The following is a 21,938-nucleotide window of genomic DNA, read 5'->3' on the forward strand; positions in this document are numbered from 1 at the left end:
TGCGCCGTGGCGCCGATATCGCGGTCGACCATGTGTCCGGCCGGTGGCCAGAGCGATTTTTGTGCTCGTAGGGCTTCTGAGACGCGGCCCGGGCGGGTATCGGCCGGCCCGGGTTATCCGTAGGTGTCGCGCGGCCCGCGGCCCGAAATGTGCAGCGGTCCCTTACGCCACGAGGGCGCGGTGGGGCCGGTGATCTTCAGCGTTGTCACCACCCCTTCACCGACGGCGGCGGCGATCTTGGCCAACAGCTGACGCTGTACCAGCCGCAGCTGCGTCGCCCAGGCAGTCGATTCGGCCGACACGCTCAGCACCCCCTGCGACAGCCTGGTCGGCGTCGCGTGTGAAGCGATGTCCTCGCCGACCACCGAGCGCCATCGACCCAGGACCGTACCCTCGGCGACCTGCGCCGACCAGCCGCGTGACTGCGCGAGATCGCGGGTGGCAGCGCCCAAGGTCTGCGGGTCGCGGGCATCCGGTCCCGGCCCCGACCACCGGCGGCGGCCACCGCCACCGCCCGGTGCACGCCGGCGTAACGGCGCCCGGCGCCCCTGTCCGACATCCTTGCCCTGGCTGCGCGCCGCTTCGCGCGCTTCGGCCAATGTCCGCCGGACCAGATCCATGCCGGTGAGCCCGGCCAGATGCGCCGGTGGTTGCAGCTCCGGCAACTCGGAATCATTCATGACTCAGCCCCGATCAGTTCCGACACCCTGCCGGTATCGTCCTCGGCCACCGCGATCCGGATCTGGCGGGCCTGCCAGCCCGCCGGCACGTCGTCGGCCACGGCGGCGGTGATCAGCACCTGTTCGGCGGCGGCGGCGACGTCGGCGAGTGCGCGGCGGCGAGCCGTGTCCAGCTCAGCGAACACGTCGTCGAGCAGCAACACCGGCTCGGCCCCTTCGCTGCGCAGCAGTTGATAAGCCGCCAACCGCAGCGACAGCGCCATCGACCACGATTCCCCGTGGCTGGCAAAGCCTTTCACGGGCCGGTCGCCCAGTCGCAGTTCCAGCTCGTCGCGGTGGGGACCGACCAGACACACACCGCGTTCCAATTCCGCACGGCGCCGCTGCGCCAGTTCCGCCAGCAGCAGCTCTTGTAGCTCGGCCGGGCCTGCACTCGCTGCCTCGGGGGGAACCTCCAATTTGGGGCGATAGGCAACCGCTGCGGTCCTGGTCCCCGGGGCAAGCAGTTGATAGGCCTTTTCGACTTCCGGAGCCAACTGGTCGACCAGCTCGATCCGGGCGGCCATCAGCTCTGCGCCGTGCGCTGCCAACTGAGCATCCCAGGCGTCGAGGGTGTCCAGCACCGACCGGTCACCGCGGTGCAGCGCACCCGAGGCGCTCTTGAGCAGCGCGGTGCGCTGACGCAGCGCCTTGTCATAGTCGGCACGCACCGCGGCGATCCGCGGCCGGCGCACACTGGCCAGTTCGTCGAGGTAGCGGCGTCGCTCACCGGGATCCCCTCGCACCAGCGCCAGGTCTTCCGGGGCGAACAACACCGCTCGCAGCACGCCGACGACCTCGCGGGGGTGGCGCACCGGGGCCCGGTTGAGCCGGACCTTGTTGGCACGCCCGGCGGCGATCTCCAGATCCACCGCCAGCTCGCGACCTTCGTTGACGACGATGGTCGACACCACTGCGCGCTCGGCGCCGGATCTGATCAGTGGGGCGTCGGTGGCCACCCGATGTGACCCGAGGGTCGCCGAATACCACAGCGCTTCAACAAGATTGGTTTTGCCATACCCGTTCGCGCCGACCAGTACCGTCGCGCCCGGCTCCAGTTCGAGGTCGACGTGCGCCCAGGACCGGAAATCTCGCAGGCCCAGGTGGCGGACATACACCGCGAAACCACCCCTCCAGTCGTGGCGGCCGCGCCGGTCAGCCCGGCAGGCGAACCGGCATCAACAGGTAGACGTAGTCCGACGGTACCGCCGGGAACGGACCCGCGCCGCTCAGCGCAGGTTCGTCGTCACCGGCCGGTCGCAGCACGGCCGGCTTCTTGGGATCGGTGAATCCCATCGAGACCTTCGCACTGTGCAGCGAGCCCAGCCCATCGGTCAGATAGGTCGGGTTGAAGGCGATGGTCAGCGGCTCGCCGGCGAAGTCGACCGGCAGGTCCTCCTCGGCGCGCCCGACATCGTCCGCGCCGGCGGACAACCGCAGCGTTCCCTCGGACAACTCCATGCGGACCTGCGCTCCGCGGTCGGCGACCAGGGCGACACGCTTGATCGCCTCGGTCAGCTCCGCCACCCCGATGGTGGCGACCGCAAGGTGTTCGCTGGGCAGCAGCTGGCGGAATTTCGGGAATTCGGCGTCCAGCAAGCGGGTGGTGCTGCGCTTGCCGGCACTGCTGATGCCCAGCAGACCCTCGCTGCCCACCGACGGGCCCGCACCCAGGGCCAGATGCACCTCGGTGCCGTCACCGCTGGCCTTGGCCGCTTCGGCGAGCGTCTTGGCCGGGACCAGCACCGCCGCTTCGGTACCGGGTGGCGCCGACCAGGTCAGTTCGCGGACCGCCAGACGGAACCGGTCCGTGGCGGCCAAAACCACTGTGTTTCCCGAAATCTCGACACGGATACCGGTCAACATCGGCAGCGTGTCATCCCGCCCGGCCGCCACCGCCACCTGGCCGATCGCCTCGGCGAACAGGTCCGCGGGCAACGTCCCGGTCTCCTCGGGCAACGTCGGCAGCGTGGGGTAATCCTCGACGGTCATGGTCGGCAGCGAGAACCGGGCGTTGCCGCACCTCAACGACACCCGGGTCGCTTCGACCTGCACCTCGACCGGCTTGGCCGGCAGCGCCCTGGTGATATCCGACAGCAGCCGTCCGGATACCAAAACGCTTCCCGGCGAAGCGATCTCGGCCGCAAGTTGGACCTCTGCGGAGACCTCGTAATCGAACCCGGAAACCGTCAAACCGTTGTCCGACCCGGTCAGCAGCACGCCGGCCAACAACGGCACGGTGGGCCGGGCCGGCAGGGATTTCGCCACCCACGCCACCGCATCCGCGAAGTCATCCCGGTCCAGGCGGAATCTCAAGTCGGTCAGACCCGCGTTTGTGGTCGCCGCGTCCATAGCGTCCTCTCGTCACCCCGTTATCGAGCTCTACCCCGCGGCGACCGGTGAACATCCCACCTGCGGCCGTGCAACGCCCTCGACAAAAGCGCAAGGGCGGTAGGTCACCAACCGTAGAGCCTAGAAGCCCTTCGTGAAAGTTAATCGAGGACACCCGTGGTTGCCCCGGCGTTCCGGTCGGGGTGGGTGGTGGCTGGTTGTGAACAGGCCGCCTGGGCGCGAATCCCCAACAGCTGTTTTTGAAAGGAAACCGATGAAGAGAACTGAGTATTAGTAGTAAGGCCTGTGCATGCTGGGTACAACCCGGCATCGTCGCTGCTGAACAGGGCGATCGGGCTGGGGACCAACGGTGAGTAACACGCCGAGCGGCAGCGGGCCGGCTGTGGATGGAACAGCGGCTGTGCATCCTCGGCCGGTTCGTCACCGGATGGTGGACAGGTTGTCCGCAGCGGTATCCACAGCCAGCGGCCGTAACGGGTGGTGCGAATGGGTCGGAAGTTTTTTGCAAGAAGTCCCGGGAAGTCGGGGGCCGGCCCGGGGATTTCAGCGCTTGGCGCGCTGCCGGATGCGGGTGGTCAGCTCCTTGACCTGATCGAAGACCTCGCGACGCTCGGCCATCTCGCCGCGGATCTTGCGTTCGGCGTACATCACGGTGGTGTGGTCGCGGCCGAAGGCCTGACCGATCTTGGGCAGCGACAGGTCGGTGAGCTCTCGGCACAGATACATGGCGATCTGCCGAGACTGGGCCAGCGGGCGGGTCTTGCCGGGGCCGCGCAGCTCCTCGATGCTGGTGTCGAAGTACTCGGCGATCACCGCCATGATGATCGCGGCACTGATCTGCATGGTGCTGGCATCGGCGATCAGGTCACGCAGCACGATCTCGGCCAGCGCCCGGTCGATCGGCGTCTTGTTCAGTGAGGCGAATGCGGTGACGCGGATCAGCGCCCCCTCAAGTTCGCGGATGTTGCGTTCGATGCTGGTGGCGATCAGCTCCAGCACGTCTCCGGGAACGTCCAGCCGCTCCATCTGCGCCTTCTTGCGCAGAATCGCGATCCGGGTCTCCAGGTCGGGTGGCTGGACATCGGTGATCAGCCCCCACTCGAACCGGGTGCGCAGCCGATCTTCCAGGGTGGCAAGCTGTTTGGGCGCGCGGTCGGAGGTGATCACGATCTGCTTGTTGGCGTTGTGCAGCGTGTTGAAGGTATGGAAGAACTCCTCCTGGATACCTTCTTTGCCCTCGATGAATTGGATGTCGTCCACGAGCAGGACGTCGATGTCGCGGTAGCTGCGCTTGAACGCGACCTTGCGATCGTCGCGCAGCGAGTTGATGAAGTCGTTGGTGAACTCTTCGGTCGAGACGTACTTGACGCGCATCCCGGGAAACAGCCGCTGGGTGTAGTTGCCGGCCGCGTGCAGCAGGTGGGTCTTGCCCAGACCGGACTCACCCCAGATGAACAACGGGTTGTAGGCACGCGCGGGCGCCTCGGCGATGGCCAGGGCAGCGGCGTGCGCGAACCGGTTGGAGGTACCGATGACGAACGTGTCGAAGGTGTAGCGCCGGTTGAGGCTGGCACCGTCGGCGGTGGCCGAATCATCACTGGGGCGCTCGGTGAAGTAGTTCGGCCAGTCGTATTCGACGTCGGTGGTGTCGTCGTCTTCGTCATCGTCGCTGACGCGAGATGGGACAGCACCATCTGGGCCCGACGAGGCGGTGGTGTCGTCGGCCGGGGCAGGGGCGATGCGGACGCCGAGTTCGATGTCGTGGCCGAGACGACGGCTCAAGGCGGCGGTGATCTGGGTGCGCAGGTGTCGTTCGATCTCGTTCTGGACGAAGCTGCTGGGCACCGCGAGCAGCGCGAAGCCCTCGACGATCGCCAACGGGTGGACGAGGTTGAGCCAGGCCTTCTGCTGGGGTGTCAGCAGCGGCGCTGCACCGTCGGGCGCGTTGGCTTCACCGTTGAGTTCCGCAACGACCTCGTCCCACAGGGTGAGGAACGCCGTCCCGGGGTCATCGGTCAATGCCCCATCCCCCTGGCTCGAAGTCGTGGTGCACGGATCCCGTGCGGTGACATGCTATCCACACAGTTATCCACAGGTGTGGATGAGATGCGCATACCCCGTTGAAGCCCTCCAGGCCAGTTGCTCGGCAACGGCCACCCCAGATTGTCAGGCGACACCTGAAGCGCCGGCCGGTTGGTGCTCTTCGATTACGGCCGAGACCGCTTCAGTTGCGAAACGGTGCTGGCAAGCAAGCTAACAGGTTTCCGGGCTGGTGACCACTCGTTTCTGCGAGATGAACGGGCGGAAAACGAGCCCACCCACGACGTCCGTGGCGGGTGTGACCACTGTTAATAATGGGCTTCAGTTCATCCGCTCGCCACGGGCTGGGCGGCCCGCTGCGGAGGGAGGCGGTGGCGGGTTTGACCCGGCGAACCTGCGTCAGTACCCTCGAACAGTCGCCCGAACGTCGGCGATACGGCAGCGACCGGCTCTTGGCCGGAGACCGCGCCGGTTACCAGCAAGACGCAGAAGTTCACCGAGCTTACCGAGTGCGTCGCGTGCGGCAGGCACAACGGGCTTCCGGTGTGTCGGGCCGATGCGGCGCAAGACGCAACAAGGAGAATGTGCCGTGGCCAAGGGCAAGCGGACCTTCCAGCCGAACAACCGACGCCGGGCCCGGGTGCACGGGTTTCGCCTGCGGATGCGGACGCGCGCCGGCCGCGCGATCGTCACGGGTCGGCGTCGCAAGGGCCGGCGCTCGCTGACTGCTTGAGACGGGTAGCGCGGCGGTGCTCCCGTCTCACTACCGGATGAGACGGTCGGCTGATTTCGGTACGACCGTCAAGCAGGGCCGCAGAGCGGTGCAGCCGGATGTCATCGTCTACAGCCGAGTGGCCGACGACCGGCAGATCGACACCCCCGACGTGGCCGAGGCGTCCCCGCAGGTCGGGTTGATCATCGCCAAGTCGGTGGGCTCCGCCGTCGATCGACACCGGGTGGCCCGCCGGTTGCGTCATGTGGCCCGCGAGATGCTGGGCGAGCTGCACCCGGGCGAACGGCTGGTGATCCGGGCGTTGCCCTCCAGCAGCGGGGCGAAATCGACGGCACTCCGTACGCAATTGCGTGCCGGGTTGCAGGCGGTGCACCGGTCGGGGGGTGGGGCACGGTGAAGCACGGTGTCGCAGCGGCTCCGGTCCGCGGACTGATCTTCGTCATCCAGCTCTACCGGCACTTGATCTCCCCGTTGCGGCTACCGAGTTGTCGCTTCATGCCGACGTGCAGCCAGTACGCAGTGGACGCCTTGGGAGAGTATGGGCTGATCCGGGGCAGCTGGTTGGCAGCGGTGCGCCTGGCAAAGTGTGGTCCGTGGCATCAAGGTGGCTGGGATCCGATACCGGAGCGGTCCCAGGATGGCGCCGGCTGCGGCTGCCCGTTCGGGAACGCCTCGGACAACCGAGCGGAGAGTGAACGCAGTGTCCTTTGATCCCCAGAGTATGGACTACGTGTACTACCCGGTGTCGGGGATTATGTGGTTGTGGTACAAGGCTTTTGGCCTGGTGCTCGGTCCGGCGAACTTCTTCACCTGGGCACTGTCGGTGACGTTCCTGGTCTTCACGTTGCGGGCGCTGCTCTACAAGCCGTTCGTCAAGCAGATCCGCACCACGCGGCAGATGCAGGAGCTGCAGCCGCAGATCAAGGCGTTGCAGAAGAAGTACGGCAAAGATCGCCAGAAGATGGCGATGGAGATGCAGAAGCTGCAGCGGGAGCACGGCTTCAACCCGATCTTGGGCTGTCTGCCGATGCTGGCGCAGCTGCCGGTGTTCCTGGGCCTGTTCCATGTGTTGCGCTCGTTCAACCGCACCAGCTCCGGGATCGGCCAGCTGGGCCTGTCACCGGACCTGAACCGGCAGCTGGGCAACTACTTCTTCAGCGCCGCCGACGTGGGCAACTTCCTGGACGCGAACCTGTTCGGAGCGCCGCTGGGTGCGACGATGATCCAGCGCACCGGGTTGGACGCCTTCGCCGAGTTCAACCGTGTCTCGGTGATCGCGGTGGGCGCGCCGATCATGATCGCGGCCGGCATCGCGACCTACTTCAACAGCCGGGCGTCGGTCGCACGACAGACCCCGGAAGCGGCCGCGAACCCGCAGACCGCGATGATGAACAAACTCGCGCTGTACGTGTTCCCGCTCGGCGTGGTGGTCGGCGGGCCGTTCTTGCCGCTGGCCATCATCTTGTACTGGTTCTCCAACAACATCTGGACGTTCGCCCAGCAGCATTACGTGTTCGGCTTGATCGCCAAGGAGGAGGAGCAGAAGAAGGAGGAAGCGCTGCGGCGACGCGCTGCGAACGCGCCGGCACCCGGGGCCAAGCCCAAGCGAGCCGGTCGCACCGCGGCCGCGGATGCCGACAGTGCTACCGAATCCGAGCAGCCGACGGCCGCCGATGCCGTGACCGAGGCCGCCGGCGGTGAGCCCACCAAAGCCGATGCGGTCAAACGAAACCCGGCCCGGCCCGCCGCGCGCGGTAGCCGCCCGGGCGCCGGCGCGAAGCCGAAGAAACGCAAGCGGTGACCGCACCGCCACCGAGCCAACCGGCGCGTGAGCAGCCGGGCACAGAGGGAGACGACATGACTGACATGACCGACACGAACGACGCGGAAACCACGGGGCAGAACGCTGTGGAGGCTGCGGGCGAGCCGGAGACCGAGGACGGCGGGGCGGCCCCGGCGACGCCCGCCGTTGATCTCGAAGACCGGTTGGTGGCCGAGGGAGAGATCGCCGGCGATTACCTGGAGGAATTGCTGGACCTGTTGGACTTCGATGGCGACATCGATCTCGACGTGGAGGGCCGCCGGGCGATCGTGAGTATCGACGGCGGGACCGACCTCACCAAGCTGGTGGGCCGCAAGGGCGAGGTGCTCGACGCGCTGCAGGAGCTGACCCGGCTGGCGGTGCACCAGAAGACCGGCGAGCGCAGCCGGCTGATGCTTGATATCGCCGGCTGGCGCCGGCGGCGCCGCGATGACCTGACCGCGTTGGGCGACGAGGTCGCTCGGCGGGTGCTGGAAAGCGGCGACGACGAGGAACTGGCCCCGATGAGCCCGTTCGAACGTAAGATCGTCCACGATGCGGTGGCTGCCGTCGCAGGCGTACACAGCGAGAGCCAGGGTGTGGAGCCGTCACGCCGGGTCGTCGTTCGGCGGGACTAGCGGGTAGGTACCGCCGGGAATTACATCCGAGTAATTCTTCACGCGCGCCCGGGAAGCCGGAGGAATGTTTCACGTGAAACATGTCGGGGGAGCGCCGGCGCCCGCGGCTCCGCCAGCGGCGGCCGACGTCTTCGGCGAGGGGTTCCCGACGGCCAGGCGCTACGCCGAGTTGCTGGCGGGGCCCGGTGTGGAGTGGGGCCTGCTGGGTCCGCGGGAAGTCGATCGAATCTGGGAGCGCCACCTGCTCAACTGTGCGGCGGTGGCCGAGTTGCTCGAGCCGGGCGAGCGGGTCGCCGACATCGGCAGCGGCGCCGGCCTGCCGGGGATCGTCTTGGCTATCGTCCGGCCGGATCTGCAGCTGGTACTCGTGGAGCCGTTGCTCCGCCGCAGCGACTTTCTCCGCGAGGTGGTCGACGAACTGCGCCTGGAGAACGTGGACGTGGTGCGGGGCCGTGCCGAAGATCGGATGGTGCGTGAGTCCGTTGGGGAGCGTGACGCGGTCGTCTCGCGGGCGGTCGCCAGCCTCGACAAGATCAGCCGGTGGAGCCTGCCGCTGCTTCGCAACGGCGGGCGAATGCTGGCGATGAAGGGCGAGCGCGCGCAGGCCGAGGTCGACGAGCACCGCCGTGTGATGATCGGACTAGGCGCGAACGACATAAGGGTGGTGAGATGTGGCGTGAACTATTTAACTCCGCCCGCGACCGTGGTGACGGCGCGGCGGGTGGAGCCCGGCCGAGCCCGGGGGGGACCGACGCGACGGACCACCAGGAGAGCAACATGAGCACACCGGCCGGCCGCCCGGCGGCCCGGGACGCCGGTCCCTCGCGCGGCGCGGTTTCACGTGAAACATCGCGCGGTCCGGTTTCACGTGAAACATCACCGGATTACGACACCCCGATCGGCGCTGCCGCCGAACGCGCCATGCAGGTACTGCACACCCACAACCGCCTGCCCCGCCCCAAGCGCCGCCGGGTGTTCACTGTCGCCAACCAGAAGGGCGGGGTCGGCAAGACGACGACCGCCGTGAACCTCGCGGCCGCGCTGGCCGTCCAGGGAATCAAGACCCTGGTGATCGACCTCGACCCCCAGGGCAACGCCAGCACCGCGCTGGGCATCGCCGACCGCCAATCGGGCACCCCGTCGTCATACGAAGTCCTGATCGGGGAGATGCCGGTGCACGCCGCGCTGCGCCAGAGTCCCCACAACGAGCGACTGTTCTGCATCCCGGCCACCATCGACTTGGCCGGCGCCGAGATCGAACTGGTGAGCATGGTGGCGCGGGAGAACCGGCTGCGGAACGCGTTGCGCGAACTGGAAGACTCCGACTTCGACTACGTCTTCATCGACTGCCCCCCGTCGCTGGGCTTGCTCACCGTGAATGCGTTGGTCGCGGCGCCGGAGGTGATGATCCCGATCCAGTGCGAGTACTACGCCCTGGAGGGTGTGTCCCAGCTGATGCGCAATATCGAGATGGTCAAGGCGCATCTCAATCCGCGGCTGGAGGTGACGACCGTGCTGCTGACGATGTACGACGGGCGCACCAAGCTCGCGGACCAGGTCGCGGATGAGGTCCGACGGTACTTCGGCGACCGGGTGCTCCGGACGGTGATCCCCCGCAGCGTCAAGGTGTCGGAAGCACCCGGCTACAGCATGACGATCATCGATTACGACCCCGGCTCGCGCGGCGCGATGAGCTATCTGGACGCCAGCCGGGAACTCGTCGAACGCGATCTGGCCGATGGCCCCGAGGGACGGCGTTGATGACCGTCGTCGGCAAGAAGGAACCACTTTCAGCAAGAAGGAACAACGCAAATGACCGGACCGTCGCGTAAGAAGGGCGGCTTGGGCCGCGGCCTGGCATCGCTCATCCCCACCGGCCCCGCTGACGGGGCGGACGCCGCGGCCGACCGGGGCGCCGGCGCCGGTATGGGGCCCCGGATGGGTGACGCCGCGGCGGACGTGGTCCTAGGCGGGGCCGCCCCGGCGAAGGCCGCTGAAGTGGGCGCGGTCTACCGCGAGATCAGTCCGGCCGACATCGAGCCCAACCCCCGCCAGCCGCGGCAGGTCTTCGACGACGAGGCGCTGGCCGAACTGGTGCACTCGATCCGCGAGTTCGGGCTGATGCAGCCGATCGTGGTGCGGGCACTACCGGGGGCGGCACCCGGCGCGGCGCGCTACCAGTTGGTGATGGGGGAGCGGCGCTGGCGTGCTTCCCAGCAGGCCGGCCTGGACGCGATCCCGGCGATCGTGCGAGAGACCGACGACGACAATCTGCTGCGCGACGCCCTGCTGGAGAACATCCACCGGGTGCAGCTGAATCCGCTGGAAGAGGCGGCGGCCTACCAACAGCTGCTCGACGAGTTCGGGGTAACCCACGATGAACTCGCGGCCCGCCTCGGCCGGTCGCGGCCGTTGGTGACCAACATGATCCGGCTGCTGCGGCTGCCGATCGCCGTCCAGCGCAGGGTGGCCGCCGGGGTGTTGTCGGCCGGCCACGCCCGTGCCCTGTTGTCGCTGGAGGGCGGTTCGGAGGCGCAGGAGCAGCTGGCGGCCCGGATCGTCGCCGAGGGGCTGTCGGTGCGGGCGACCGAGGAGGCAGTCACGCTGGCCAACCGCGGCGACACCTCCACACCGGTGGCGCCGCGCCGTAAGCCGATCCACATGCCCGGTCTCCAGGACGTCGCCGAACGGCTGTCGAGCGCCTTCGACACCCGCGTGACGGTCAGCCTCGGCAAGCGCAAAGGCAAGATCGTGGTGGAATTCGGGTCCGTCGACGACTTGCAGCGCATCGTCGCGCTGATGAGCTCCTCGGCCGATTGAACCCGGTGGCGGGCCAGGTCCGATGGCACACGGCAATTACGTCACTGTGACGGTAAGGCGGTGCGGCGGCAAGGTGGCGGACGAATTATGCTGAACGGCAAGGACTTTCGTATTTTCGGGGTACCGCGGGGCCGGTTGGCGCCGATGGTGGCATCCGGCGGCTCAACGCTCCTATCCTTAAGGGGTTGCCGTCGGTGGCAGCACGGGTTGAGACCGGGAGTTCAGTGTCTGTCCGAATCGCACCGCTGAGGCTCGAGGGCTTCGAGCAGCTTCCCAAGCACGCACGCCGGTGTGTGTTCTGGGAAGTGGATCCGGCCACCCTCGGCCGCGACGACCACCTCTCGGATCCGGAGTTCGAGAAGGAAGCCTGGCTGTCGATGGTGATGCTGGAGTGGGGATGCTGCGGGCAGGTCGCCACGCCCTCGGCTCCGGCCGGGGGAGCAGACGATTCGCCGTGCCTGGGCTATGTGCTGTACGCCCCGCCACGCGCGGTGCCGCGGGCGCACCGGTTCCCGACGGCACCGGTGTCAGCCGACGCGGTGCTGTTGACGTCCATCGGGGTCGAGCCGGCGCCGATGGCCGACGGCCTGCCGCGGGAACTGATCGCCGGAGCGGTCGAGGAACTGATCCGCCGGGGCGTCCGCGCCCTGGAGGCATTCGGCCGCACGGCAGCTGTCCGCGACTTGCTGGATCCACGCAATGTGCCGCCGGATGTCGCACCGGTGCTCGAGGCCGTCGGTGACTGCACGGTGGAGCACTGCATCATCGAAGCCGACTTCTTGACCGATGTCGGGTTCACCGTGGTGGCGCCGCACCGGTACTTCCCCCGGCTGCGGCTGGAGCTCGACAAGGGGCTGGGCTGGAAGGCGGAGGTGGAGGCGGCGCTGGAGCGGCTGCTGGAAACCGCGCAGCTGCAGGCGCCGGTCGGGGCCAGCGCCCCGGCGGGATCGGTGTCCAGCCAGGTCAGGTGCCGCGGTTGAACCGGCGGCCCAGCCTCGCCTCTGCTGCGGTCGGGTCCCGCTAACCGCCGCCGAGCCGGCCGGTCCGCTCGACCGACAGCTCATGGGCCAGTAATTCGGCGAACGTGAACGTGCCGGTGGGCCGGTCGTTCTTGCCCAGCAGGTACAGCCGTTTGACCGCGGCCAGCATCCCCTCGGCGATGGCGTCGCGCGTCGCGGGCGAGACCAGCACCCCGCGGTCACGCGGGCTGGTGATGTAGCCGACGTCGACCTCGACGGTGGGCATCCGGGTCAGCCGCAGCAGGTCCCACGTCCGGCCGTGCGCCCGGCAGTCCTGTAAACCGGTGCGCGCCACGATTTCTCGCTGAATGAAGTCCGCGAGGCTACGGCCGATGGTGGACACCGACCCGTGGGAGTTGCCGAAGTGGAAGGAGGCCACACCGTTGGCCGCCGGACTGACGTGGGTGGCGCAGCGCAGACTGATCATCAGGTCGGCGCCGACGGCGTTCGCGGTGGCTGCCCGTTCGGCATCCGACGGACTGCGGCCGTTGGGACGGGACAGGAACGTCTCCATCCCGATGGCGGTCATCCGACCTTCCAAGCGACTTGCCAAGTCCCACAAGATATCCGCTTCACTGATCGGACCCGTCGGCGTCTGGGTGATTAGTCCGTGGTCGCTGCCGCCGCGGCCCGGGTCGATGACGATTCGCTTGCCGGACAGCCGCGGCCCCGAGCGCCGCACCAACTCTTCCTCGCGGATCGCGTGCGGTGAACCGCCAGTCACCCGAGAGGCCAAAAAGTTCAAGGAGCGCAACGTTTCCGGGCCGCAGATGCCGTCTGCGTACAGGCCGTATTCGCGCTGATAGGACATCAGCGCATTGTGGGTCTGGATACCGAAGTAGCCGTCGACCATGCCGGTGTAGAAACCCAGATCCTGCAGGCGGGCCTGCAGCGTGGCCACGTCGTCGCCGTACATCGGCGCCCCGAACTGGTGATTGAGGATTCGTGCACCCAGCCGGTAGGACGCCTCTTTGAGTGCCCGATAGGTGGCCTCGCCGATGATGCCGTCGACCAGCAGTCCGCGCTGCTGCTGGAAGGCGCGTACCGCCTGGTCGAGGTCGTCGTCGAACACGTCCAGCGCGACGTGTTTGCCGGTGGTCAGGTCCGCGTCGGGGCTGTCCACCAGGCCCAATGCGGCCAGTGTTGCGCGGATCTCGACGACAGCGCCGCTGCGGTCGCCCCGGCGCAGCGCGTCGGCTGCGCTGCGATGCCGACCCGACATTACTGAGCCCTCCAGTCGTCGCTGTTGGCAGCGGAAACGTCGCTGACGGTTGCCAGCAGGTTAGGCAGCATTGTCTCAGATGCTGGCCGATTTATTGAAAACGGCGAGGCCAGAAAGGTGCGGGATCCGGGCGGGATCCCCGACGGCTCAGATCGGGGTCAGCCGATGTCTGCGAGCTCGCGCAGCAGGGCGGCCTTGCCCTTGGCGCCGACGATCCGCTTGACCGGCTGACCGTCTTTGAACAGGATCAGCGTGGGAATCGACACCACACTGAATTCCCGTGCCGTTTCCGGATTCGCGTCGACGTCGAGCTTGGCGACGGTGAGCTGATCGGCCTGCTCGGCGGCGATCTCCTCGAGGACCGGGGCGACCATCTTGCAAGGTCCGCACCAGGTCGCCCAGAAGTCGACCAGCACCGGCTTTCCGCTGGCCAGCACGTCGGTGGCGAAGGTGGCGTCGGAGACGGTCACCGTGTGGTGGTTGTCGGTCACTGTGGTGCTCCCATCAAGGTTTCGGTGGCGGGGTCCTGCAGGTCGGCGGCGTCGGCTGCCTCGGCCAGCCAGCGCTCGGCGTCGATGGCGGCGACACAGCCGGTTCCGGCCGCGGTGATCGCCTGCCGGTAGGTACGGTCCACCAGGTCACCGGCGGCGAACACCCCGGGCAACGAGGTGCGCGAGCTCGGCTGCTGCACCAGCACGTAGCCGTCCGCGTCGACCTGCACCGCGTCCCGCACCATCTCCGAGCGAGGATCGTGGCCGATCGCGACGAACACCCCGGTCACCGGCAGGGTGGTTTCCACGCCGGTCACGGTGTCGCGCACCTGCAGCCCGGTCACGGTGTCCGCGCCATCGACGGCGACCGGCACCGCATTGGTGAGGAACCGGATCTTGTCGTTCTCGCGAGCCCGATTGAGCATGATCTTCGACGCGCGGAACTCCTCCCGGCGGTGGACCACGGTCACGCTGCGGGCGAACCGGGTCAAGAAGGTGGCTTCCTCCATCGCCGAGTCGCCGCCGCCGATCACCGCGATGTCCTGGTCGCGGAAGAAGAAGCCGTCGCAGGTGGCGCACGAGCTGACGCCGCGGCCCAGAAGTTCCTGCTCGCCGGGGATGTTGAGGTAGCGGGCGGCGGCACCCATGGCCAGGATGACCGCGCGTGCCCGATGGGTTTCGCCCTCGGCGGTGACGACGGACTTGACCGAGCCGTCGAGGGCCACCGACTCGACGTCTTCCATGCGCAGGTCGGCGCCGAAGCGCAGCGCCTGCTCGCGCATCTCGTCCATGAGTTCCGGGCCCATGATGCCGTTGCGGAAGCCGGGGAAGTTCTCCACCTCGGTGGTGGTCATCAGCGCCCCGCCGAACGAGGTCCCCTCGAACACCAGCGGCGCCAGCTGCGCCCGAGCAGCATAGATCGCCGCGGTGTACCCGGCCGGGCCGGAACCGATGATGATCACATCGTGGATGGTCGGTGTCTCAGACATCGAGGGCCTTTCCGCTCGGACCGTTACAGGGGCTACCAACGTCAGCGTAGGGGGCGATGTTCCCGGCCCCGATACGGACGGGTTCTGAGGCACCGGCTAGGGGCGGCGGACGGTGGTGTCGGCCAGCAGCCCGGTGTCGGCGGAACTGCAGTTGGGGGCGACCGCCAGCGCGACGAGGGTGCCGGGAGAGGCGCCGGGCAGCAGCAGCACGACGCCGGGATGACCGTTGACCGCGAGCTCGCGTGCGCCCAGCACGCGGGTAGACGCCGGATAACCCAGGGCGGCCAGGCAGCCGGCCCGTCGTCCGGGATCGGCCAGCGCGCCGTACTCGGGGCGTCGGTCGAGCAGCTCGAGGAGCTCCGCTTCGGTCAGCGGCATTACCGGTGTCGGTTCGGAGGCCACCGTGATGGCGTCGAACGAGCGGGGCCCGCTGGGGGTGTCACCGGGAAACCGGATCAGCGCGGCAGTGCCCAATCCGACCGCGAGCGCCGCGGCCGCCGCCCCGGCGATCGCGGCGATCCGGTTGAGCCGGGGCAGCGGCCGGCTCGAATGCGCCGGGCGCCGTTCCCGGCCTTCTCGATCAGCTGCGTCCATCGCAGTGCCGCTCCCGCTCGCTTCGTGGCTAGGCACAGTCGTCGACCCGGCCGTGCAGGACACCGTCAGCCGCCAAGGCTATCCGCTGGGCAGCCGGGCGGACCGGAGCGGCGGGCCCGGTGTGGTCCCCGCCCAGCAGTACCGCGAGCCGGGCCCGGCCGCGGGCGCAGCGGCTCTTGACCGTGCCCTGCGCCACACCGAGTGCGCGGGCGGCATCGGCGATGGAGTAGCCGTGCATGTCCACGGTCACCACTGCGGCGCGCTGTTCGGTCGGCAACCGGCGCAGCGCTGCGCGCACTTCCAGTGCGGTCTCCACCTCGGCGGTGCGATCGGCGACGGCCGGAGACTCTGCGAGCGGCACCGACGGGTGAAGCCGGTTGCGCCGCAGTCGATCCCGGCAGGCATTGACCACGATGCGGTGCAGCCAGCTGCCGACGGCGGCGTTGTAACGAAACGATGCGGCGCTGCGATGCGCCGAGAGCATCGCCTCCTGCAGGGCGTCCTCGGCGTCTTCGGGGCAGCCGGTGATGACCCGGGCCAGCCGGCGGAGCCGGCGCTGGTGGCGGCCGTAGAGCTCCTGGAATGCGTGGCGGTCGCCGGCGACGTGCGCGGCCAGCAGTTCGGCGTCGCTGCGCTCCGGCTGACCCATGGGCGGACACTAACCAGCCGGCGGCCCGACGGCACTTCAGTTGTGCACAGGCGGCCGTACCGTTCGCGCGTCGTGGCGCCTAGGACGCCGCCTGCACGGTGATCTCGGAGATCTGGGTGCGGCTCTCGCCGCCGGTGTTGCCCATCGTCGATATCCACACCAGCAGGTTCGACGTCGGCGCCGACGAGTCGGCCGAGATCTTGTTGGCACCGGGCTGCAGCGCCTTGGCGGGCGCCAGCAGCGTGGTGTCCTCGAGGCGGGTCGGCCGCGGCGTCGTCGACGACCGCAACTCCACCCGGGTTCCGGTGCTGGAGACGTTGATCCCGACGCTGCCGATCACCGTCGGCTTGGGCAGTTGCAGCATCAGCCCGACGCCGCTCTTGAAATTCGGGAAGGGCACCGGATCGGAGTAGGTGTCCGTCGACCAGAAGGTCGCGGGATTCCCGTCGATCGCCAGCCCGGCATCCTGGGGACGGTCGGCCTCCCCGCCGGGCGAGAACACCGTCGCCTGAACGGGTTTCACCGTACTCCCCGGTGTGCTCGAGCCCTGCTGTGACGACGACGCCGACGGACTGCTCAGGCCCAGCTCCGTTTTGTCCAGCCCGTTGACGTCACCGAAGATCCGGTTGAGCACGGATGCCAGCACCAGCAGCGCGACCAGGATGACGGCACCGCCGATACCGGCGCCGATCAGCACCCGGCGTCGCCGCTCGGCGCGCATCTCGGCATCCACCGGCGGCGCCGGACGCGGCGCGGGCGGCTCATCGCTGAGCGGGCCCAGCAGCTCGGTCTGCTCGTGCAACGCGGTGGCCTGCTGCAGCAGGTTCGACAACGTCGATGCGCCGCGTATGCCGCCGTCGGACTGGATCGCGTGACTGGCCGCGGCGGAGATCTGGAACGGGATCTCGGGGTTGACCGAGTCGGGTTTGACCGGATTGCCGGTGGCGTCGAGGTCGGCCGGGGCCAGGCCACCGCCGGTCGCGCCCTCCAGCGGCCACCGGTTGACCAGCAGCGCGTACAGGGTGGCGCCGATCCCGCGGATATCGTCCTCGGGCTTGGTGTCGGGCAGCGTCGCGGGGAAGGCGAGGGTGACGTCGCCGTCGATGCTGACCCGGACCCGGCCCGGGTGGTCGATCGACAGCGTCGCGCCGGCGCGGTGGGCGGCCTCGGCGGCGGTGGCCAGCGACCGCATCGCGCGGGCCGCGCCGATCGGCGACGGTGCGGTGCCGGCGACCTCCTGCAGCGAGGCGCCGCGAACCCATTCGGACACCACGAGCCCGCCGGCGCCGATACGCACCACGTCCAGGACGCGGGCGATGCCGGGCAGGTCGATCTGGCTGAGCCGCTGGGTACGCGACAGGATGCCGGTGAGCTGCTCTTCGGGCATGGTCTGGTCGGGATCGACGAACGTCAGCGCCACCTGCCGGTCCAATGCGGTGTCGAGGGCCTGCCAGAACTGCAGCAGCGGGGTGCCGCCGTGGCGCACCAGCAGCCGGTAGCGACCGCCGGCGATGCTCAGACCGGGGGTCAGCTGGCCCTCGTCGGCCGGCTCGGGGTTGGCGGCGGAGCCGGCGACAGGCCGCTGGGGTTGCGGCGGAGCAACCGATCGCGACGCCGCGCCAGCCCCGGCACCCTCCGAGGGTTTGTTGGCCACCTCCGTGCCTTTCGGTGTCCAGCCACCGGCGATGTGGTCCGGGGGCGAGTGCCGGCCGGGATCGTTGGTGGCGTCCCCGCCCGGCGTGGGCAAACGGTTGTGCTCAGCGTACGGGACGGCCGGTTCGGGAGACGGTGGGTTGGCCATGCCGATATGCGCACGGCGGGTGCCGAGTCGGCGGCGCACGGCGGCCAGCGCCGCGGCGGCTTCGGGCACCTGTGCGCCCACCAGGACCGCCCCGATGATCGGCAGCATCACCAGCGCCAGCACCAGTAGGCGCAGCATGGATCCGGCCGCGCCGTGGTCGGTCAGCGTTCGCAGGCCGAGCACCCGGTCGAGCACCTCGGCGACCAGGCCCGCCAGCAGTGACGCCGTCACCGTGACCAGAATGGTGCGGACCACGTTCGGGCCCAGCAGGTGGCCGCTGACCGGCCGCAGCGCGCGCCGCAACAGGATGTGCCCGACGGCCGCGCCGGCGAGGAACCCCAGGCCGTTGGCGAAGCCCAGGTAGGCGGCCACCAGGTCGGGATTGTCGGTCAGGTGCGGGGCCATCACCGATGCGGCGATCTTGACCGCGGTGATGATCACGATCATCGCGATGGGGATCCAGGGTTGCTCCCGGGCGTAGAACACCCGCAATTGCAGCAGCACCATGGCGTAGGGGATCAAGGTGAACGCCGACATGGCGATCGCGGCACCCAGGTATCCGGCATCGACGTCACCGAAGTTGCCGTAGGCGAACAGCGCGCTGCCGATGGCCGGACCGCCGACGGTCATCAGCGCCACGATCGGGATCAGCGTGATCATCATCAGCCGGGTGGCCAGCGACAGATCGGCGAGCACCGCGGGATCGTCGCCGGCGGCGGCGTTACGGCTCAGCCGCGGCATCACCACCGTCAGCACGGTCACCCCGATCATGCCGAACGGCAGCTGCAACAGCAGCCAGGCGTAGTAGTAGATCGCCGGACCGGACGCCGCCGAGGTGGCCGCGATCTGGTTGGTGACCACCAGGCCGATCTGGCTGATCAACACGTAGAGCACCATCGCGGCGGCCATCGCGCCGAAGCGCTTGAGCCGGTCGTCGATGCCCCATAACGGCCGCAGGCTGATCCGCTCCCGCCGGATCGCGACCAGCAGGACCGCGGTCTGGGCCACGACACCTGCCGTGGTGCCCAGGCCCAGCACCAGCAGCTTGGCGTTGCCCATCCGCACCGGGTCGACCGACAGTTCGCCGGGCACCAGCAGGTAGACCACCAACGTGGCGATTGCGACGACGTTGTTGACCACCGGCGCCCAGGCCGGCACCCCGAAGATGTTGCGGGTGTTCAGGATTGCCATGAACACCGACGACAGCCCGTAGCAGATCACCTGGGGGAGCAGCAGATAGGCGAACGCGGTCGTCAGCGGTTCGTTGACCTGGGGGTCGCCGCCCAGCATCAATCGGACGAGCAGCGGCGCAGCGGCCACCGAGATGACGGTGGTCGCCAGCAGCAGTGCGGTGGCCAGTGTCACGAGGCGCCGCACGAACGCGGCCCCGCCATCGGGGTCGTCGCGTTCGGCGCGGGCCAGCACCGGCACGAAGATCGCGGTGAAGGTCGCCTCCAACACCAGCGCGGCGATCTGGTTCGGCAACTGGTTGGCGACCGAGAAGGCGCTCGAGAGCGCCGCGCCGAGGATGGCGGCCAGCAGCACGATCCGGATGAAGCCGGTGATCCGGCTGACCAGGGTGGCCAGTGCCATTCCCCATGACCGCGACACCACGGCGGCGTCGGTCAGCTCCGGCCGTGCGGGCTGCGGCGCCGGTGCGGTCACCGGTCCACATCCCGGCTGCTGCGGCCCGCGGTCGCCGCCGGTGAACGCGGGCGGTTCGGGTCGGGTGGGCTGGGACGATCCAAGTCGGCGCGGTCGGGCTGGCCGCGGAAGCGGTGCCACAGCCGGCGACCGGTCAGCACGGTGAGCGCCGCCGCCGCCGTCATGGTGAAAAAGAACAGCACCATGCCGTAGGCGTTCGAGTGCACCGACAGCCGCGCTGACTCGCCCAACGGCAGCCCGGCCGGGGTCTGCAGCGCCACGTCGACGACGAAGTGCTGGTTGACCCGCACCTCCACCGGGACCCGCAGTGGCAGGTAACCCGGGGGCAGCTCCAGATCGCCCATGTCGGCCACCGTCATCCCGGGCGGCGCGTCGACGTGCAGCCGTACCCGGATGGGCACCGCCAGATCGTTGCGCAGCGCCAGCGGCAGCGGGCTGTGCTCGGTGGCCAGCGTGTAGGACCCGGCCGGGTTGACGATGGTGACCGCGCCGATCAGATCCGCGACGGTGTCGCCGACGACCGACAGCCGCTGCGCTGCCAGGCCGCCGCGCACGTCGAGCGGCTCGGACTGGCTCAACGCGCGCAGCATGTCCTCGGCGAGCGGCGCGGTGTAGGCCTCGCCGGTCAGGCCGGTGCGAACGTCGGTGGTCAGCGCCGCCGTCAATGCCCACAGCCGGCCGATGTGGTCGGTGACCGCGCCGATGACATCCGGGCCGAAACCGCCCAGCGCCTGCTCGGCCGGTGGCGGATGCGCCGGTGCGGCGGTGACGCCCTGCGCTTCGGCGATCACCGCGGTCAGCGGCCGCGGGACCGCCAGCCCGGACCGCAGTGCGGTGCCGACCGTGGTCAGCACGGCCTGGGCGTCGTCGACCCGCGGCTTCCAGTACGCCGGGGGCATCAGAATCTGGTCGCGCGGCTCGTCGGGGCCATCGGGGGCTTCCAGCCCCCGCCACAGCATCGCTCCGAGAGCGTCCTGCCGGCGGGCCAGCGCGGAGTCATGGTGCAACCGGACCGTCAGCGAGCTGTCGAGGTAGGTCGGGGCCACCGGATCGGTGCCCAGGCCGGCCAATGCCGCGCCGACGGCAGGGTCATACGGTGCGACTACCAGTTGCGGGGACAGCCGCCGCGGGGTGACGTCGGCGGTGGCCGACGCGCCGGTGGCGGAGTCCTGGGCCGAACAGTCACCGGCGGTGATCACCACCGCTTCGCCCTCGGAGCTCTCGGCGCTGATCAGGTCGGCGGCGCCGGCTGTGAGTTTGCCGTCGCCGAGCACGACCGCGCCCCGGGTCGACGTCACCCGGAGGATCCGGTCGACGATGTCGGAGGGCCGGCTCACCGCGATCGCGTCGAGTCCGGCGTCGCCGACCCGGGCCAGGGCGTCGAGGTCGGCCTGCGCGTACGGCGTCGCGGTGACACAGCTGCGGTGTGCCAGCCGGCGCAGCCGCTCCAGCCAGCTCGTGGCGGCCGCCTGGCCGGTGCCCGGGTGGGACGCGGCGCCCTCGGGGGAGTCGGCGACCAGGTAGCCCTGGGTCATCGCGTTGACCGTGACCAACAGGTCGGGGTCGATCGCCAGGCACAGCGCCTGATTGACAACGCCGCCGCCGTCGACGGTCGGGCTGGTGGCGAACTCGGCGGCCGACAGCAGGGCGTCGAGCCGGCCACCGGGGGCCAGCGACCTCGCCAGCTCGTCGTCGGTGAGCCGAACCGGAAGGGTGCCGCCGGGCGCCCCGGGGGTGAGTCGGGGCCGGTCGGCCAGCGGCCACAACATGGTCAGCCGCACCGGCCGGGAGGTGTCGGGCGCGACGACGCCGGAGAGCGGATCGGAGTCCGCCTCGGTTTTGGGCAGGCCGGTCACCGGAAGCAGAAAGCGCGCGTCGTCGAGGCGGGCCGGCTCGCCGTAGTCGGGCGTGCCGTTGACGTTGACCAGCAGCGGATAGATACCCGGACGGTCGATGCTCAACGCCGGTTGGCTCGCCGAGCGCAGCGGCGCCGACAACGTGAAGCGGACCTCCTGGCCGCGTTGCAGTTCGGCCGCCACCGTGCTGAACGGGCCCACCGGCCGGTATTGGTCATTGCTGCCGCTGAGGTTGGTGCGCAAGCCGGCCGATGAGGCGACGGCGCCGGCCTGCTCGAGGCGCACCATCACGTCGCGGACCGGCCGGTCGCCGACATTGCTCACCGTGCCGGAGACGGTGACGACCGGGACGCTGGAGGTGGTGATGAGCTCAGGGGTGACCTGATCGACACGGATCTGCACGAATGACATTCCGCCGGGCTCGCCGGCGATGGCATGCGGGGCGGCGGCCGAGCCGAGCGCCATGCCCAGGGCCATCAGGAAGGCGGCCACGACCGCCCGAGCGGCCGTGCGGGGCACTGACAAGGCGGGCAGCCTGCCCCCACCGCT

General features: G+C 69.2%; 20 protein-coding genes. 9 read left to right on the plus strand and 11 right to left on the minus strand.

Features of this window, described 5'->3' with window-relative positions:
• Nucleotides 1-113: 113 nt before the first annotated feature.
• From ACAG20_RS08665 to dnaA, 4 genes are all read right to left on the minus strand, one after another.
• On the minus strand, nucleotides 114-680 hold the full coding sequence (locus tag ACAG20_RS08665) for a DUF721 family protein (RefSeq protein ID WP_370492245.1): 567 nt from the start codon (nucleotides 678-680) through the stop codon (nucleotides 114-116).
• A complete protein-coding gene (gene recF, locus ACAG20_RS08670; protein ID WP_370492246.1) occupies nucleotides 677-1,837 on the minus strand; it encodes a DNA replication/repair protein RecF in 1,161 nt (386 codons plus the stop codon). The genes ACAG20_RS08665 and recF overlap by 4 nt, the downstream gene beginning before the upstream one ends.
• Nucleotides 1,838-1,874: 37 nt before the next feature.
• On the minus strand, nucleotides 1,875-3,071 hold the full coding sequence (dnaN, locus tag ACAG20_RS08675; RefSeq protein ID WP_370492247.1) for a DNA polymerase III subunit beta: 1,197 nt from the start codon (nucleotides 3,069-3,071) through the stop codon (nucleotides 1,875-1,877).
• Nucleotides 3,072-3,614: 543 nt separating this feature from the next.
• Nucleotides 3,615-5,090 (minus strand): chromosomal replication initiator protein DnaA, encoded by a 1,476-nt coding sequence (gene dnaA / locus ACAG20_RS08680; protein WP_370492248.1) that lies wholly within the window; start codon nucleotides 5,088-5,090, stop codon nucleotides 3,615-3,617.
• A 610-nt stretch (nucleotides 5,091-5,700) separates the two neighbouring features.
• Between dnaA and rpmH the strand changes: the two genes are divergently transcribed.
• From rpmH to ACAG20_RS08725, 9 genes are all read left to right on the plus strand, one after another.
• Nucleotides 5,701-5,844 carry a 50S ribosomal protein L34 gene (rpmH, locus tag ACAG20_RS08685; protein WP_005142265.1) on the plus strand — a complete coding sequence of 48 codons (144 nt, stop codon included), beginning with the start codon at nucleotides 5,701-5,703 and terminating at the stop codon, nucleotides 5,842-5,844.
• 16 nt (nucleotides 5,845-5,860) lie between these two features.
• Nucleotides 5,861-6,241 carry a ribonuclease P protein component gene (rnpA, locus tag ACAG20_RS08690; RefSeq protein ID WP_370492249.1) on the plus strand — a complete coding sequence of 127 codons (381 nt, stop codon included), beginning with the start codon at nucleotides 5,861-5,863 and terminating at the stop codon, nucleotides 6,239-6,241.
• Nucleotides 6,238-6,555: a membrane protein insertion efficiency factor YidD gene (yidD, locus tag ACAG20_RS08695; protein ID WP_370492250.1), complete on the plus strand. Its 318-nt coding sequence runs from the start codon at nucleotides 6,238-6,240 to the stop codon at nucleotides 6,553-6,555. The genes rnpA and yidD overlap by 4 nt, the downstream gene beginning before the upstream one ends.
• 10 nt (nucleotides 6,556-6,565) lie before the next feature.
• Nucleotides 6,566-7,645: a membrane protein insertase YidC gene (yidC, locus tag ACAG20_RS08700; RefSeq protein WP_370492336.1), complete on the plus strand. Its 1,080-nt coding sequence runs from the start codon at nucleotides 6,566-6,568 to the stop codon at nucleotides 7,643-7,645.
• 65 nt (nucleotides 7,646-7,710) lie between these two features.
• Nucleotides 7,711-8,283, plus strand: a complete 573-nt coding sequence (locus ACAG20_RS08705) for a protein jag (RefSeq protein WP_370492337.1) — start codon at nucleotides 7,711-7,713, stop codon at nucleotides 8,281-8,283.
• 64 nt (nucleotides 8,284-8,347) lie between these two features.
• Entirely contained in the window at nucleotides 8,348-9,064 is a 717-nt protein-coding gene (gene rsmG, locus ACAG20_RS08710) for a 16S rRNA (guanine(527)-N(7))-methyltransferase RsmG (RefSeq protein ID WP_370492251.1), read from the plus strand.
• Nucleotides 9,061-10,044: a ParA family protein gene (locus ACAG20_RS08715; protein WP_370492253.1), complete on the plus strand. Its 984-nt coding sequence runs from the start codon at nucleotides 9,061-9,063 to the stop codon at nucleotides 10,042-10,044. Before rsmG ends, ACAG20_RS08715 begins: the two co-directional genes overlap by 4 nt.
• Before the next feature lie 51 nt (nucleotides 10,045-10,095).
• Nucleotides 10,096-11,103, plus strand: a complete 1,008-nt coding sequence (locus tag ACAG20_RS08720; RefSeq protein ID WP_370492254.1) for a ParB/RepB/Spo0J family partition protein — start codon at nucleotides 10,096-10,098, stop codon at nucleotides 11,101-11,103.
• A gap of 224 nt (nucleotides 11,104-11,327) precedes the next feature.
• On the plus strand, nucleotides 11,328-12,083 hold the full coding sequence (locus ACAG20_RS08725) for an acetyltransferase (protein ID WP_370492255.1): 756 nt from the start codon (nucleotides 11,328-11,330) through the stop codon (nucleotides 12,081-12,083).
• Between the two features lie 40 nt (nucleotides 12,084-12,123).
• Here the strand turns inward: ACAG20_RS08725 and ACAG20_RS08730 are convergent, their stop codons facing one another.
• The 7 genes from ACAG20_RS08730 to ACAG20_RS08760 all read right to left on the minus strand — a co-directional run bounded on the left by ACAG20_RS08730 (nucleotide 12,124) and on the right by ACAG20_RS08760 (nucleotide 21,923).
• Nucleotides 12,124-13,344, minus strand: a complete 1,221-nt coding sequence (locus ACAG20_RS08730; RefSeq protein WP_370492256.1) for an N-acetylmuramoyl-L-alanine amidase — start codon at nucleotides 13,342-13,344, stop codon at nucleotides 12,124-12,126.
• 158 nt (nucleotides 13,345-13,502) lie between these two features.
• Nucleotides 13,503-13,835, minus strand: a complete 333-nt coding sequence (gene trxA / locus ACAG20_RS08735; protein WP_112686560.1) for a thioredoxin — start codon at nucleotides 13,833-13,835, stop codon at nucleotides 13,503-13,505.
• A complete protein-coding gene (gene trxB, locus ACAG20_RS08740; RefSeq protein WP_370492257.1) occupies nucleotides 13,832-14,824 on the minus strand; it encodes a thioredoxin-disulfide reductase in 993 nt (330 codons plus the stop codon). Before trxB ends, trxA begins: the two co-directional genes overlap by 4 nt.
• A 96-nt stretch (nucleotides 14,825-14,920) precedes the next feature.
• Entirely contained in the window at nucleotides 14,921-15,418 is a 498-nt protein-coding gene (locus ACAG20_RS08745; protein WP_370492258.1) for a hypothetical protein, read from the minus strand.
• 28 nt (nucleotides 15,419-15,446) lie between these two features.
• A complete protein-coding gene (sigM, locus tag ACAG20_RS08750) occupies nucleotides 15,447-16,067 on the minus strand; it encodes an RNA polymerase sigma factor SigM (RefSeq protein ID WP_370492259.1) in 621 nt (206 codons plus the stop codon).
• A 79-nt stretch (nucleotides 16,068-16,146) separates the two neighbouring features.
• Complete coding sequence (gene murJ / locus ACAG20_RS08755) at nucleotides 16,147-19,533, minus strand: murein biosynthesis integral membrane protein MurJ (protein ID WP_370492260.1); 3,387 nt, start codon at nucleotides 19,531-19,533, stop codon at nucleotides 16,147-16,149.
• On the minus strand, nucleotides 19,530-21,923 hold the full coding sequence (locus ACAG20_RS08760) for a hypothetical protein (RefSeq protein ID WP_370492338.1): 2,394 nt from the start codon (nucleotides 21,921-21,923) through the stop codon (nucleotides 19,530-19,532). The genes murJ and ACAG20_RS08760 overlap by 4 nt, the downstream gene beginning before the upstream one ends.
• Nucleotides 21,924-21,938: the final 15 nt, after the last annotated feature.

Origin of the sequence: Mycobacterium sp. pW045 (genome assembly GCF_041287085.1) — a bacterium.
In the GTDB taxonomy this organism is placed as follows: domain Bacteria; phylum Actinomycetota; class Actinomycetes; order Mycobacteriales; family Mycobacteriaceae; genus Mycobacterium; species Mycobacterium algericum_A.